This window comes from Candidatus Baltobacteraceae bacterium (assembly GCA_036488875.1).
GTDB lineage: Bacteria > Vulcanimicrobiota > Vulcanimicrobiia > Vulcanimicrobiales > Vulcanimicrobiaceae > JAFAHZ01.
In genome coordinates, this window is sequence record DASXGW010000007.1 from 15,817 (window position 1) to 28,114 (window position 12,298).

General features: G+C 63.5%; 13 protein-coding genes. 6 read left to right on the plus strand and 7 right to left on the minus strand.

What is annotated here, in order from left to right; genetic code table 11:
- The first annotated feature begins 22 nt into the window (after positions 1–22).
- The gene (locus VGG89_09255) at positions 23–583 is read left to right on the plus strand and encodes a DUF6058 family natural product biosynthesis protein (GenBank protein ID HEY1976719.1); all 561 of its coding nucleotides are present in this window, start codon (positions 23–25) and stop codon (positions 581–583) included.
- Here VGG89_09255 and VGG89_09260 read toward each other — a convergent pair.
- Positions 532–2,172 carry a chorismate-binding protein gene (locus tag VGG89_09260; GenBank protein HEY1976720.1) on the minus strand — a complete coding sequence of 547 codons (1,641 nt, stop codon included), beginning with the start codon at positions 2,170–2,172 and terminating at the stop codon, positions 532–534. The two genes, VGG89_09255 and VGG89_09260, sit on opposite strands and share 52 nt — an antisense overlap.
- Positions 2,173–2,198: 26 nt before the next feature.
- Between VGG89_09260 and VGG89_09265 the strand changes: the two genes are divergently transcribed.
- Positions 2,199–2,696, plus strand: a complete 498-nt coding sequence (locus VGG89_09265) for a redoxin domain-containing protein (GenBank protein HEY1976721.1) — start codon at positions 2,199–2,201, stop codon at positions 2,694–2,696.
- Positions 2,697–2,884: 188 nt separating this feature from the next.
- Here VGG89_09265 and VGG89_09270 read toward each other — a convergent pair whose 3' ends face one another.
- The gene (locus VGG89_09270) at positions 2,885–3,031 is read right to left on the minus strand and encodes a hypothetical protein (GenBank protein ID HEY1976722.1); all 147 of its coding nucleotides are present in this window, start codon (positions 3,029–3,031) and stop codon (positions 2,885–2,887) included.
- Positions 3,032–3,122: 91 nt separating this feature from the next.
- Here VGG89_09270 and VGG89_09275 point away from each other — a divergent pair, with 91 nt between their 5' ends.
- Positions 3,123–3,464 carry a hypothetical protein gene (locus tag VGG89_09275; GenBank protein HEY1976723.1) on the plus strand — a complete coding sequence of 114 codons (342 nt, stop codon included), beginning with the start codon at positions 3,123–3,125 and terminating at the stop codon, positions 3,462–3,464.
- Here the strand turns inward: VGG89_09275 and VGG89_09280 are convergent.
- The gene (locus VGG89_09280) at positions 3,461–5,236 is read right to left on the minus strand and encodes a hypothetical protein (GenBank protein ID HEY1976724.1); all 1,776 of its coding nucleotides are present in this window, start codon (positions 5,234–5,236) and stop codon (positions 3,461–3,463) included. The two genes, VGG89_09275 and VGG89_09280, sit on opposite strands and share 4 nt — an antisense overlap.
- Position 5,237: 1 nt before the next feature.
- On the minus strand, positions 5,238–7,025 hold the full coding sequence (locus VGG89_09285; protein ID HEY1976725.1) for a hypothetical protein: 1,788 nt from the start codon (positions 7,023–7,025) through the stop codon (positions 5,238–5,240).
- 140 nt (positions 7,026–7,165) lie between these two features.
- Here VGG89_09285 and mptA point away from each other — a divergent pair, with 140 nt between their 5' ends.
- On the plus strand, positions 7,166–8,590 hold the full coding sequence (mptA, locus tag VGG89_09290) for a GTP cyclohydrolase MptA (protein ID HEY1976726.1): 1,425 nt from the start codon (positions 7,166–7,168) through the stop codon (positions 8,588–8,590).
- The gene (locus tag VGG89_09295; GenBank protein HEY1976727.1) at positions 8,587–8,862 is read left to right on the plus strand and encodes a hypothetical protein; all 276 of its coding nucleotides are present in this window, start codon (positions 8,587–8,589) and stop codon (positions 8,860–8,862) included. The genes mptA and VGG89_09295 overlap by 4 nt, the downstream gene beginning before the upstream one ends.
- Here VGG89_09295 and VGG89_09300 read toward each other — a convergent pair.
- Both VGG89_09300 and VGG89_09305 read right to left on the minus strand, forming a co-directional pair.
- Positions 8,859–10,037, minus strand: coding sequence for an erythromycin esterase family protein (locus tag VGG89_09300; GenBank protein ID HEY1976728.1), 1,179 nt, complete (start codon positions 10,035–10,037; stop codon positions 8,859–8,861). The two genes, VGG89_09295 and VGG89_09300, sit on opposite strands and share 4 nt — an antisense overlap.
- 3 nt (positions 10,038–10,040) lie before the next feature.
- Positions 10,041–10,400, minus strand: coding sequence for an erythromycin esterase family protein (locus VGG89_09305; GenBank protein ID HEY1976729.1), 360 nt, complete (start codon positions 10,398–10,400; stop codon positions 10,041–10,043).
- A 232-nt stretch (positions 10,401–10,632) separates the two neighbouring features.
- Here VGG89_09305 and VGG89_09310 point away from each other — a divergent pair, with 232 nt between their 5' ends.
- The gene (locus VGG89_09310) at positions 10,633–11,112 is read left to right on the plus strand and encodes a DUF2269 family protein (GenBank protein HEY1976730.1); all 480 of its coding nucleotides are present in this window, start codon (positions 10,633–10,635) and stop codon (positions 11,110–11,112) included.
- On the opposite strand, the gene VGG89_09315 is transcribed toward VGG89_09310, so the two are convergent.
- Complete coding sequence (locus VGG89_09315) at positions 11,084–12,295, minus strand: M48 family metallopeptidase (protein HEY1976731.1); 1,212 nt, start codon at positions 12,293–12,295, stop codon at positions 11,084–11,086. The two genes, VGG89_09310 and VGG89_09315, sit on opposite strands and share 29 nt — an antisense overlap.
- Positions 12,296–12,298: the final 3 nt, after the last annotated feature.

Consider the following 12,298-nt stretch of genomic DNA (forward strand, 5'->3'; position numbering starts at 1 on the left):
TTTACGATGGTACGCTGCCATCATGGAAGGCACTTCTCCCTTTCGGATCCTCGTCGATGCCGTCGACCTCGAATATGCGCGAAGAGAGTTCCGCTGTATTCGCCGCCCGAATCCCGAACTGCCGGCGCCGGCGTATTGGGATCGCGAGGGTAATGCATACGTGCCCGCCGATTACGAGGCGCAAGAGACCGACTTCGAACGTTTCGTTACGCGAGCACTCGCGGAGATCTCGCGATCCGGCGCCTCGTACGACGTGCAGTGGATTGACGATGCGTGGAAGGCCTACTGGGACGGTGTCTACGGCATCTGTCTCAGGGCGGCGACTCCCGAAAATGTCGTCCGTAAGAACGTCTTGATCGATCGCATTGAATCGATGTTGGCCAATCACCAGCCGGACGAACGGTGGCGCACGTCGCTCCTGCGAGCCGTCGACGAACTCGATGCGCTCGAGCGGCCGTTTTGCGCGTTCGACCGGCGCTACTTCGGCCGTCCGGTCTCGCGCGACACCTATGTCGAAAGCGTTCGCCGGCGCTACTCCACCAGCGTGGCACGCAACAATCCGCGGGCGGAGTTGCCGACGTAAACGGCTTGCCCGGAGCGAGCGTCCTCAAACGTCAGCACGGTTTCGCGCGCGCGTCCCGACGCGATCAGGCGGCCGCGGAGAATCCCCGGCAGTACGCCGCAGGCGATCGGCGGCGTCCACAGTACTCCGTCGCGCTCGATAAAGACGTTCGTGCGCGCTCCTTCGGTGAGCTCGCCGCGCTCGTTGCAGAGCAGTGCGTCGAAACAGCCGCGTTCGCGTGCTTCGGCGGACGCGTCGTCGTGGTGCGGTCGCCACGTCGTCTTGTGCCGCAAAAACGGATCGTCGCTGCGAACGCGCGCCCGCGAAAGGCCTATCCGAACCGGCTCCTCCGGCGTATTGGCATCCTCGGCTCGCACCTCGATCGTTCCATCGAGGTGAAGGCGGAGCCTCACGACCCTCCCCCTGTCATCCTGAGCGTAGGGCGAAGCCCGAAGTCGAAGGGCAGGCGCCACATCTGCTTCGCGCACCTCGATTCCAAATGCACGGGCGCTGCGGCTCAGACGTGCCATATGCAGCGCGAGCGTTGCATCGTCCGCATCGCCGGCAAACGTTTCGAGCAGCGCAAAAGGCGCCTCGGGGCGTAAGAAACGCGCCTTCAGCAGAATTTCCGCCCATTCGGCGGCGGCTTGCGAGTCGGCGACGATGCCGCCGCCCGTATCGTAGCGGCCCGTGCGCGCGGCAACGTCGAATTGCGCCGTGCGAATCGCGACGTTCCACCACCCGGTACGCTGCGGCGACAAAAAACCGATCGTTCCGCAGTAGACGCCGCGCGGCGCCGTTTCTGTTTGTGAGATGAAGCGCATCGCCGATCGCTTGGGCGCTCCGGTGATGCTGCCGCACGGAAACGCTGCGGCGAAGATCTGCGCCAGCGACGTGGCGGCCCGCAGCCTCGCCGCGATCGTCGACGTCATCGTCGCGTACGTCGGATACCGTTCGACGTCGAGAAACCGTTCGACCGTAACGTCATCGCTGACGCGATGCAGGTCGTTGCGCAGGAGATCGACGATCATCACGTGCTCGGCGCGGTTCTTCGGCTGCTCGAGCTCGTCGACGCGGTCGGGCGGCGCGGTTCCTTTCATCGGCTTGGTGCGAACGCACGCACCGTCGAACTCGAGAAACAGCTCCGGCGACCAAGATGCGATCGCGCGGTCGCCGTCGCGAACGTAGGCCTGATATCGCGCTCCCGAGCGCCGCGCATAATAGGCATAGAGCTCGTACGGATCCCCCCGGTACGCCATTGCAAACGGCAGGGTGTAGTTGACTTGATACACGTCGCCTTCGTAGATCGCGTGCTGCAGGCGCGCGATCGCGGCGTGGTAGCCGTCACGTTCCACGGTAGCGAGCAGCGGCGTGTGAACGACGCGCGCCGGATCGGGCAGCGCGACCGGTTTCGGCGCGTCGAAAATTCCCAGCGCCGCGTCGCCCGAATATCCGACGTACCCGGAGACCCACGATCCGGCGTCGAGCGCCGCTTCGCACCGGTCGAGAAGCGCGCCAAGCTGCGCCGCGGAGCGGGCGCGGACGACCTCGAGCGGATGCTCGAACGCGCTCGCGGAGTCCGAGCCCATCACCACGGCGAACTCATCCATAGCGGCTGCGCCGTCGTTCTAACAGCATGAAACGACCCGTATTCGCGCTAGTCTGCCTGCTCATCTTCACCGGTGCCGCCGGGACGGCGAAGACGTCGTTGCAGCCGGTTTTCGCGGCGCACGATTGGCTCAACGGACGCGCGACGCCCGCGGCGGTCGCCGGCAACGTCGTCGTGCTCGACGTGTTTACCGTCGATTGCTACAACTGCCAAAACGTCGTGCCCGAGCTGCGAACGCTGTACGCGCGCGACCGCATTCGCGGCCTCGCCGTCGTCGGCATTCACGCGCCCGAAACGCCCGCCGAGCGAGACCGTTCGTACGTCGTGCAAAGCTTGGCCCGCCAGGGAATCGTCTGGCCCGTCGCAATCGACAACGCATTCTCCCTGTGGAACGCATACGGCGTGAGTGCGTGGCCAACGCAGCTAATCTTCGATCGCCGCGGCCGGCTGCGCGAAACGGTCGTCGGCGATTCGCAGGACGCAGTAGTCGCTGCCGCCGTGGAGAAACTGCTCGCGGAGAGATGAGCCTCGACGTCGATTTCGGGAAAGCCGCAGCGGATTACGGAAAATACCGCGCCGGCTTCCCCGACGAACTTTTCGACCGCCTCTTCGCGGCGGCCATCGTGCGCCGGAACGATAGCGTGCTGGATCTCGGCACCGGCACGGGAACGCTCGGGCGCGGTTTCGCCCTGCGCGGTTGCAGCGTTACGGGACTAGATCCGTCGCAACCGATGATCGATGAAGCGCGCCGCATCGACGGCGAAGCGGGCGTTACGGCGGCGTACGTCACCGGCCGCGCCGAAGAACTTCCGTTCGAAGACGCGACGTTCGACGTCGTCTGCGCGGGGCAGTGCTGGCACTGGTTCGATCGCGCGCCTGCCGCGGTGCAGGCGAGCCGCGTGTTAAAAGACGGCGGTCGAATCGTTCGTCGCGCACTTCGATTGGATTCCATTGCCGGGCAACATCGTCGATGCCACCGAACATCTCATCATGCGCCACAATCCGCAATGGAAGATGAACGGCGGCAGCGGTTTGCATCCGCGCACGTTAGCCGACGTCGCCGTTGCGGGCTTTACGGAACTCGAAACGTTTTCGTTCGATCTGGACGTACCGTATACGCACGAAGCGTGGCGCGGACGCATTCGCGCCAGCGCCGGGGTTGCCGCGAGTTTGCCGCCTGCCAAGGTTGCGGAGTTCGATGACGATCTAGCCCGGTTGCTCAAACGCGAGTACCCCCACGATCCGCTGAGCGTCTTGCATCGCGTCTGGGTATTGACCGCTCGAAACTCTTAGTAGGCCATCTCCAGCACGTTCGGCGCCGATGTGTAACCGGTGCCGCCGCCGGCTATCCACAGGTTGCCGTTAGGGCCGATAACTATGCCGACGGATGATTGAAACACGTCGTTGGGGGTTCGCGTTTCGACGGCGTAGAGGTCGAGCGTGGGTGCGACGCCGGGCCCATTGTTCTCAACGCGCTCGATCTGCGGATGGTTGGCGAGTGCGAGGAAGATCGTGTTGCCGTCCGGTGCGACGACCATCGCGTTAGGCTCGTCGCTTCCAGTCGCGCTCGTGTACTCGCGAATCGACGCGGTGCTGAACGGCGTCATTGCGCCGATGGTATTTGGCGTGCACGTGTCGTTTGAAAACCAGAGCTGTCCGTCGGACGTTTGCGCGATTCCGGAAAGATTATAGTTGGGCCAGGCGGTGCCGCGGATGGTATTGTCCGGAACCGTCGCGATCTGCGGCGAACCCACCGAGTGGCCGGAGATCGCGTATCGATCGATCGCCTGGTCGTACCGATCGACGACGTAAAGTTTTCCGTCGATCTTACTGAGGAGCAGGCTTTGATTATTGCCCGCGGCCTCGGCAAACGCGGGTCCGGTGAGCGTTCCCGCCGTCGTGATATTTCCGATGAGGTTGCTGCAGTTCGACGTAAACCATAGGTCGCTGTTGTTCCCGGCAACGATCTTTTCGGGGCAAAACGTTCCGAGTCCGGTGACGCCGTATTCGCGCACCGTTCCGCCGGGAGCCGTGCCCCGCGGTATTTCACCGATTTGGTTCGCGTTATTTTCGGTGAACCAAACGTTACCGGCGGAGTCCTCGACGATAGCGTCGTAGGCGCTATCGTCGGTCAGCGCCGGCGTGTTGGCGTGGTCGAAAACCGCCGGCGTTCCGGTCGCCGTAAGGCGAACGATCGCGTCGATCCCGCCGGCTCCCTGCGTCGTCGTCACCCAGACGTTGCCGTCGGGACCGCTCGTTATCGCAAGCAGCGAAGCCGGCCCCACGCCGGTCGCGCTGAACGACGCGAAAACGTGCGGCGTCGGCACGAATTGGGCCGGATCGACGGTTGCGCCGCTTGCCGTGGCCCCGATCGTTGCCGAGAACATCGATTTGCCCGTATAGGTGAGCGTGACCGGCGTTCCGGGCGCGCTGACCCTCGTTGGACTTATGGAGGTCGCTCCCATTTTGTCCGTATCGATCATCTTCACCGGGACGCTGTAGTTACCGGGGCCGACGATCGCCGCGCCGCTTGCGTCGAAAGCGGTCAGGTACACCGGTATCTTTGCCGCGACGCCAGCGTTGGGATTGGGACTCTGCAGGGTCACCGAAATTCGCTTGATCACGCCTTCGAGCACGAGCGCGATTTGGGCGGCCCGGCCCGCTTCGATCGTCTTCACTATCTTTGCCCGGCTGAGAACCGCGTTTCGCGCGTCGTATAGCGCCACTCCGAACGTGACTTTGCCGGCCGGTACGCCGACCGTGAACGTACACTGCCTCGCACCGTCGATCAGGATGCAGTACTTAGTCTTGACCCAAAGCCTGAACGATCCGATGAGCTTCCCGTTTGCGGTAAGCTTCATCGTGGTCGAGTTCACCGAAATGTAATGCGCCCGATGCCGCGGGTGCTGTGGAATCCGTATCGAGACGTTTGCCGTCGCTTGCGGCTCGCGCGTTATACGAGCGATGCGCAAAGCCGGCAGGGCGTTTTGCTGCGGCACGACGACGCTTCCGCCGCATCCCGCCATCAGGGCCGTAAGAAGAAACGCGGCGGTACGCTGCTGCACGTTAGTAGGCCACCTTCACGATGGTGTTGGAGCTGTCGGTGGAATCGACGTATCCGTTACTGGTGAAGTAGAGATATCCGTCCGGGCCGACGGCCACGTCCCAAAAAATGCCGTTAACGCTGGGCGGCGTCTTTACGGCGAGATCGTAGAGCGCGGGTGCGGCTGCGTTTGCGCCCGGAATGACTTGCGTGACCTCGTTTTGACCGGATTCGGGCACCCATAGACTGCCGTCTGCGAGCGCCGTCAGAAACGCCGGTGACGAGCAGCCGGCCAGCGTCGGCACTCGCGTTGCGGTCGAGCTGCCGAACGTTGCGGCGATGGCGACGCGAACGAGGTACGAATACTGGCATCCGCCGGTCGTCGCCCACAAGTTGCCCGATGGGTCCTGCGTTAGGCCGACGAACTGGTTACCGGCGCTGCTCACGTCGAGCACGGGTCCAGGGTCGATCGATCCGTGCACGATGGTGCCTTGGAAGATCGCAGCCTTCGACGTATTGGCGTCCTCGCCGGCGACGTACATCTTTCCGTCTTTTCCGATGAGCGGCTGCTGCGGATTTTCGAAGTTGCTCGGGAGCGTGCTGACCGTCGCCCCCGACTGTGCGACGTTGAGCAGTTGCGATCCCGAGGAGCACGCGATTGTAAACCATGCGCCCCCGGTTGCCGCGCCGCTTCCATACGTGGTGACGCGTTTGGCGCTGGCTCCGCTACAAATAGCCGGGAAGTTGGCCGTCGTGAGCTGCTGTGCGCCGCCGGCGCCGGCGGCGTTGATGCCGCCGATGTAGTCGTCGGCAGCGTAGACGACGCCCTTATCTCCCAGCGTGCTCGCCGCTAAGCCGGAGATCGGTACGTTGGGAAGCGACGTTCCGACGCCGGTACCCGGAACGATTTGCGTCATCGCTCCGGTCGTCGTCATATACGTCAGGCCGCTATTGAGTGCCGAGTCCGTCACGCTGATCCACAGCTTGTTGTCGAGCGCCCGCGTAATGGCGACCGCGTTGAGCGCAACGCCAGTGTCCGCGCCGAGCGACCTCGGCAGCTCGAAGCTCCCCACGACCGCCGGCGTCGGCCGGAAGTCCGCGGGCGTTACGCTCGTCGACGGCAGCTTCGCCGCGGTCGCGCCGATCGTCGCGGTAGTGAGATTTGCGCCGGTATAGGCGAGCGTTACGGAAGTACTCGGACTCGTAATCCTCGTCGTCGAGAGCGTCGTCGCCTTGCTCGTATCGCTGTCGGTCAGCTCGATCGCAACGTTATAGTTGGCGGGTCCGATGATGACGTTTCCGCCGGCGTCTTTCGCCGTCACCGCCACGCCAAGCGACGTGGGCGTGCCGGCGGCAGCGTTCGGCCGTTCCACGGCGACGACGATGGACGCGACGACGCCGCCGAGCACGATCGAAATGAGGTTGGTGCGGCCGGTAACGATCGTCTTTGTGACGTTTCCGATGGAGAGCAGCTTGCCTTTTCCGCCGGCCGCATCGTACGTGTCGATCGCGATCGTCCGATTGAAGCCCGGCGACGTTCCGACGGTGAACGTGCAGAGCGTCGAACCGTTGCCCGATGCGCAGTACTTCGAGTTCGGCGTCGTGTTAAAGGTGCCGAGCTTCGTTTCACCCTCGGCGATCGTGAGCGATTTCGTGCTCGGCGAGATGTAACGCGCGCGGCGTTGACGCCGGGGAATCCGTAAGCGTATTTCCAGCTTCGCCGCGACGGCGCGGTCGTGTCCGACGCTAGGCGCGAAGCTTCCCGGATGCTGCGCCGGAAGCATCGCTCCGCCCGAACACGCGGAAAGCATTGCGAACGCTAGAAGTACCGCCAGCGCTCGAAATCGCATTTTCAACTCCTGCAAAGGAAGAACTCACCCCAATCGGAAAGGCGCCTGCTCCTTTCGCCCTCATGGGGGCGCCGCCATCCCGCGGGGAAGAGTCCTCGAGCGTGCACCAGATCCATATCGGCATCGGCTCCAACCTCGGAGACCGCCAGAGCAACATCTTGGCGGCGTTGCAGCGTTTGCGCGGGCGTGGAAAAGTTACTGCGGTTTCCGCTTTCTACGAATCGAAGGCGGCACACGGTGCCGAAGGGCCGGAGTATCTCAACGTCGCCGCGGTGTTGACGACCGAGCTCGACCGCGACGCGTTCGAGCGGTTCGCGCACGACGTTGAGCTCGCCGTCGGCCGATCGGGGGGCAGCTTGAACAAGCTGGCAGCGCGACCGATCGATATAGACGTGCTCGCTTTCGACGGAACCGTCGTGGCGAAGAACTTGGAGCGTCGAGCGTACAATGCGGTACCGCTTGCCGAGATCGCTCCGCAGCTCATCCAGGCGCAACCCAACGGGGTCGTTCGCAAACGCGAACGCAGCTTGCGTTTCGATACCGATCGGCAAGAAGAAGTTCCGGAAGTTCCCCTGTCGCTCAACCGAGTCGGCGTGTCGAGCGTTCGGCGCATTGTGCATCTCGACGTCGACGGGCACGAGCGCGTCTACAACGGCGAGTTCGCGATGGTCGCCGACCTCGCACCGCACAAAGCCGGCGTGCACATGTCGCGCTTCGCCGAGATCCTCGAGGAAGCGACGCTCGACGTGCTCGCGCGCGACGAAAAACCGGCGCGCATCGAACGTCTCGTGGAATCGATCGCGCGCGAAATCGTGCAAAGCCAGCGCGCCGTTCGCGCCGACGTGCGGTTGCGTGCCGAGTTCGGTCTCGAACGCTGGACGCCGGTCAGCGGTAAGCGCGGCGAGGAAACCTACACCTTGATCGGCATCGCGCACGCCGACGACCGCGCAACGCGGCGCGTGGTCGGTGTCGAGGCCGAAGGCATGACCGCGTGCCCGTGCGCGCAAGGAATGGTGCGCGAGCACTCGCGCCATCAACTCATCGAAGCCGGCTTTAGCGAAGCCGACGCGAAACGAGCTCTCGACGTGCTCCCGGGTGCGACGCACAATCAGCGCGGTCGCGGAGCGGTTCTGCTGGGGGTCGACGACGCGAACGCCGAAGCGGTGCGCGCCGAAGATCTCGTGGAGATCGTCGAAAATGCGATGTCGAGCGAAACCTACGATTTGCTCAAGCGGCCCGACGAGTTCTTCATCGTCAACAAGGCGCATTACAACCCGAAGTTCGTCGAAGACGTCGTCCGCGGAATTCTATCGAACGCGCTGGACGTGTACGCCGATCTGAGCGACGAAACGTTCGTCTTTGCCAGCCAAGTCAACTACGAATCGATCCACAAGCACGACGCGTTCGCCGAAGGCTTCGGCACGTTCGGCGAGTTTCGCGCCGAGCTTCGAACCGGCAAGCAGTCCGTCTCGAAGACCGACCTGGCCGCATGGCTGGGCACGCGTCCCTCTCCGGTAGTCTCGTGAAGATCGGGACGCTCGAGATGAAAATCGCGCGCATCGAGGGTTTTCGCGTGCGCGTCCTGTGGGACAGCCGCAACGTCCGATCCGATCGCGAAGGTATGCCGCCGTGGCCGTACGAGATCGCGGCGCGCGACTCGTGGACCGTGGCGAAGTGGCGTCAAGAGCGCTTCGTCAACCTGTATCCCGGATTCGACGTCGAAGTGCTCGATGGCGACGGTAACGTGGTCGAGCACGGCAGGATGCTGCTGGAAACTTTACGAGAGAGTTACGACTAAAGTTTTACTCCGGTCGTCGCAACGGACGTGTCGACGACGTCTAACGCGATCCGGCTAACGGACACGCGACCCGTGCCCCGCAGAATCAACCCGAAGGCGATATCGTTTGCATCTTCCGGAACGTCGAGCACGATGCTAAACGGCCGCCAGCCGGTCGTGCCCATAAGCGGACGGTCGGACATCGTATCGAGCGACGCAACGCCGTGCGGATCGTTGACCCGCATCCAAAACATTGCGCCGTTCGTCGCGTTTGCAGCGTTGAGGAGACCTTGCAGCCGTAAGCGCTTCCCGCGATACGCACCGAGCGGGATCTTCGCGCCGGTCGTCCCCACTTCGCCCACACCCGCGGTGCTTGACGACAGCCAAATGTCACCGCCCGGAACCGCTGCCGTTGAGCCATCGGCACCCGCAGTATAGCCCGCCGGATCGCTTCCTCCGACCAGCCATTTCGTCGGCCAGGTAACGCCGGCCGTACCGGTTGGAATTGCCAGCGCCTTCTGATAGACAACGGCTTTCGCCGCCGTGCTCGTCCTCACAAAAATAAGTGAATCGAAGGCCCTCGTCACGGCGACTTGCTCGATGTTTGCCGGGTCCAAGGCTTGCTCGGGCTTATAGAAGGCGCCTAGCATTCGCATCGGCTGCGGGTCGCCCAGATATTCTCCCAGCGCCGTTTTCGGGGAAATTGCGCGCAGGTTGACGCCGAAGATCGGATCGCGAATTCCGCGCAGCACCGACTCGAGCGAACCGGGTGCGGTGGCCGGAACGGAAACCGTCACACCGTTCCCAGCGACCGTTCCGCTGTCGAATGCAAAGCCGACGACGTAATACTGGTCTCCAAATATCTGACGGAGGTGCATACCCATTGATGTGATGCCGTGGTATGGCGCAGACATGACGTGGGCGTCGTGAGCCCACAGGGCGACGCGCGCGCGCGGATAGGTTTCATTCGCAACCCATGCGACGTTCTCGGCCATCGACCGGTCCCGCGACGCGTTTCGCGCGGACGGGTACGCCGACGAGTACATTTGGACGATCTGACGCTCGACGGTCGCCGCATGGCGCGCGTCGGATCCGGCAGGAAGTTCGCGCTCGACGGCACTTATCGCAGCGAGGCACTGCTCGGTCGCCGTTGGATCGGCGCTCAGGGCGCTGCGGACATTGGACAGCGACGTCAGGCATCAAACGCGCCGAGCGTCGGCCGGTGGAATGAGTCGTGCCAATGCGCTCGGATTGTCCTCGATATCGATGCCGACGAACCGCAGCCTGGCGTGCGATCCTGGAGCGGCGTCGTACGCGCGCATCCATTCGATGAGATCGAGGACCTCTTGGTTATTCCAAACCGCGAACGAACCCGCGAGAATCGCACGAGCGTTGCCTTGTCCGGTCGTGACGTACGTGTCGATCGCACGGCCGCTCAGCCAGGGCATCTCCATCGCAAAGACGGTGAATCCCATACGCTCGACGAGCATGCGGTAGATGCGGTCCTTGAGCGAGAAGACCTCGCTGGTTCCGTGCGTCGCCTCTCCCAGCCCTACCAACCGGGCCGAGCCGATGGCCTTTTCTAAGGGCTCCAGGTCCTCGAAGCCGCCGTCCGGGGACGCCGTGCGGATCGGCGCCAGGCTGCTGTCTGGAGTTGGACGGAGATGTCGGGATTCTGCGCTCCGGGCTGCACGGGCACGATCGCGAGCATCACCGCCAGACTCAGGGTCGTTTTGAGCACCCGAGTACCTCCATAGGACGCCGCGCGCTTCTAGCTAACGCTGAAATCTTATGCTGTACCTCGCCTTAAAAACCATCCACGTTCTCGCCGTGGTCGCCTTCGTCGGCAACATCGTCGTAGGCCCATTCTGGAAAGCATTCGCCGATCGCACGGGCAACGCCGCCGTGATGGCGCACACGATCGACGGCATCATGCGCGCCGATCGCATCTTCACGATCCCGGGCGTGATCGTGCTGTTTCTCGCCGGTATGGCAACCGCGGGCGTCGGTCATTACTCGATACTCGGGACAGGCTGGATTCTGTGGGGTCTCGGGCTGTTCGTCATTTCGGGTATCGCGTTCGCACCGATAGCCCGCGCTCAGCGCGAGTTGTTGAAGATCGCGCAGGCCGGCTTACAAACCGCGCAAGAGCGGGAGCAATACGAAGCCGTATCGCGCCAGTGGAACCTCTATGGAACGATTGCGACCGTCGCCCCGCTATTGGCGCTGGTCATCATGGTGATCAAACCGAGCTTGCCGGCATTTCATTAGCGCCGTCGAGCGCGGCGATGCGCTTTTTGAGCGACGGATGGGACGCGAAGAAGAACTCGTACCACGCCGGCGGATCCTCTTCGGCAAGATTTTGATCGCGTAAACGGCGAAACGCCGATGCGCCGGTTGGCGCGTCGCGCGTAGTTTCGAGGGCGAAGCGATCGGCGGCCCACTCCCGCGAACGCGAGAATCCAAACAGAAAAGGCCGCAGCAGCTGCGTCGCGACCATCATCACCGCGTAGAACCGAACCAAGAGCAGCGCGCGTTTACGCAGCTCTTCGCGCTCGTTGCGCGGTGTGGAGCGCTGCGCGATGACGAAAAGCAGCGCGGAGAGCGCCTCGCCGGCGAAAATGAGGCGCCAAGTATCCTTACTCACGTAATGCCCGAGTTCGTGCGCCACGACGAACTCGATCTCGTCTTCGGGGAAGTTGTCGATGAGCGTGTCGCCGAGCACGATGCGATGCGTGTTTCCGATGCCGGTGACGAAGGCGTTGGCCTTGCGCGTTTGCTTGCTCATGTTCATGCGCAAAATCTCGGCGTCGCCGACCCCATAGCGCGACGCCAGCGCGCGCAGCCGCCGTTCGAGCGACCCCGTGACGGGCGAGAACTCGTTGAACAACGGCATGACGTAGAGCGGAACGATCAGGTTTCCCAGCACGAACAGCGGAAGGGTGCCGAGGCTGGCGATCAGCGGCCACCACCGCGGTGCGTGACGGACGGCGACGCCGAAAAGCGACGTGACGAAGACCGTCAAACCGGTCGAAAGAGCGGCGCTCTTGGCGTAATCGACGAGCCACGACGCGCGCGATTGTTCGCTCAAACCGTAGCGCCGTTCGAGCGCGTAATCTTGCACGAAAGAAACGGGAAGATCGAGCGCCGCCGACGCTAAGACGGCCGGACCGACCAAGAGCGCCGGGCGCAGCCACGGCGGCGCATCGAGGGTCGCCTCGTCGAGCGCTTCGCCGACGGGCCCGTACGCGAAGGCGACGGCTCCGGCAATGCCGCGAACCGTCTCGGCGACTTCCAAGCGTCGTCGCGTCCGCGCGTAGGCAGCTGCGTCTTTTTCCAGCGGCGCCGGCGGATCGTGCCACTGCCGCACCGCCTCCCACGTGCGAACCGCAAAATACCCGGCCGAAACCCCGGCTCCCAGCCCGAGAAGAAGCTTTTGCAACGTTCGCGTCATAGA

Bases quoted from the DNA above. Each gene is read 5' to 3' on its own strand.
- VGG89_09255 (HEY1976719.1), top strand. From the start codon at position 23: ATGGAAGGCACTTCTCCCTTTCGGATCCTCGTCGATGCCGTCGACCTC.
- VGG89_09310 (HEY1976730.1), top strand. From the start codon at position 10,633: ATGCTGTACCTCGCCTTAAAAACCATCCACGTTCTCGCCGTGGTCGCC.
- VGG89_09315 (HEY1976731.1), bottom strand. From the start codon at position 12,295: ATGACGCGAACGTTGCAAAAGCTTCTTCTCGGGCTGGGAGCCGGGGTT.
- VGG89_09260 (HEY1976720.1), bottom strand. From the start codon at position 2,172: ATGGATGAGTTCGCCGTGGTGATGGGCTCGGACTCCGCGAGCGCGTTC.
- VGG89_09285 (HEY1976725.1), bottom strand. From the start codon at position 7,025: ATGCTTTCCGCGTGTTCGGGCGGAGCGATGCTTCCGGCGCAGCATCCG.
- VGG89_09265 (HEY1976721.1), top strand. From the start codon at position 2,199: ATGAAACGACCCGTATTCGCGCTAGTCTGCCTGCTCATCTTCACCGGT.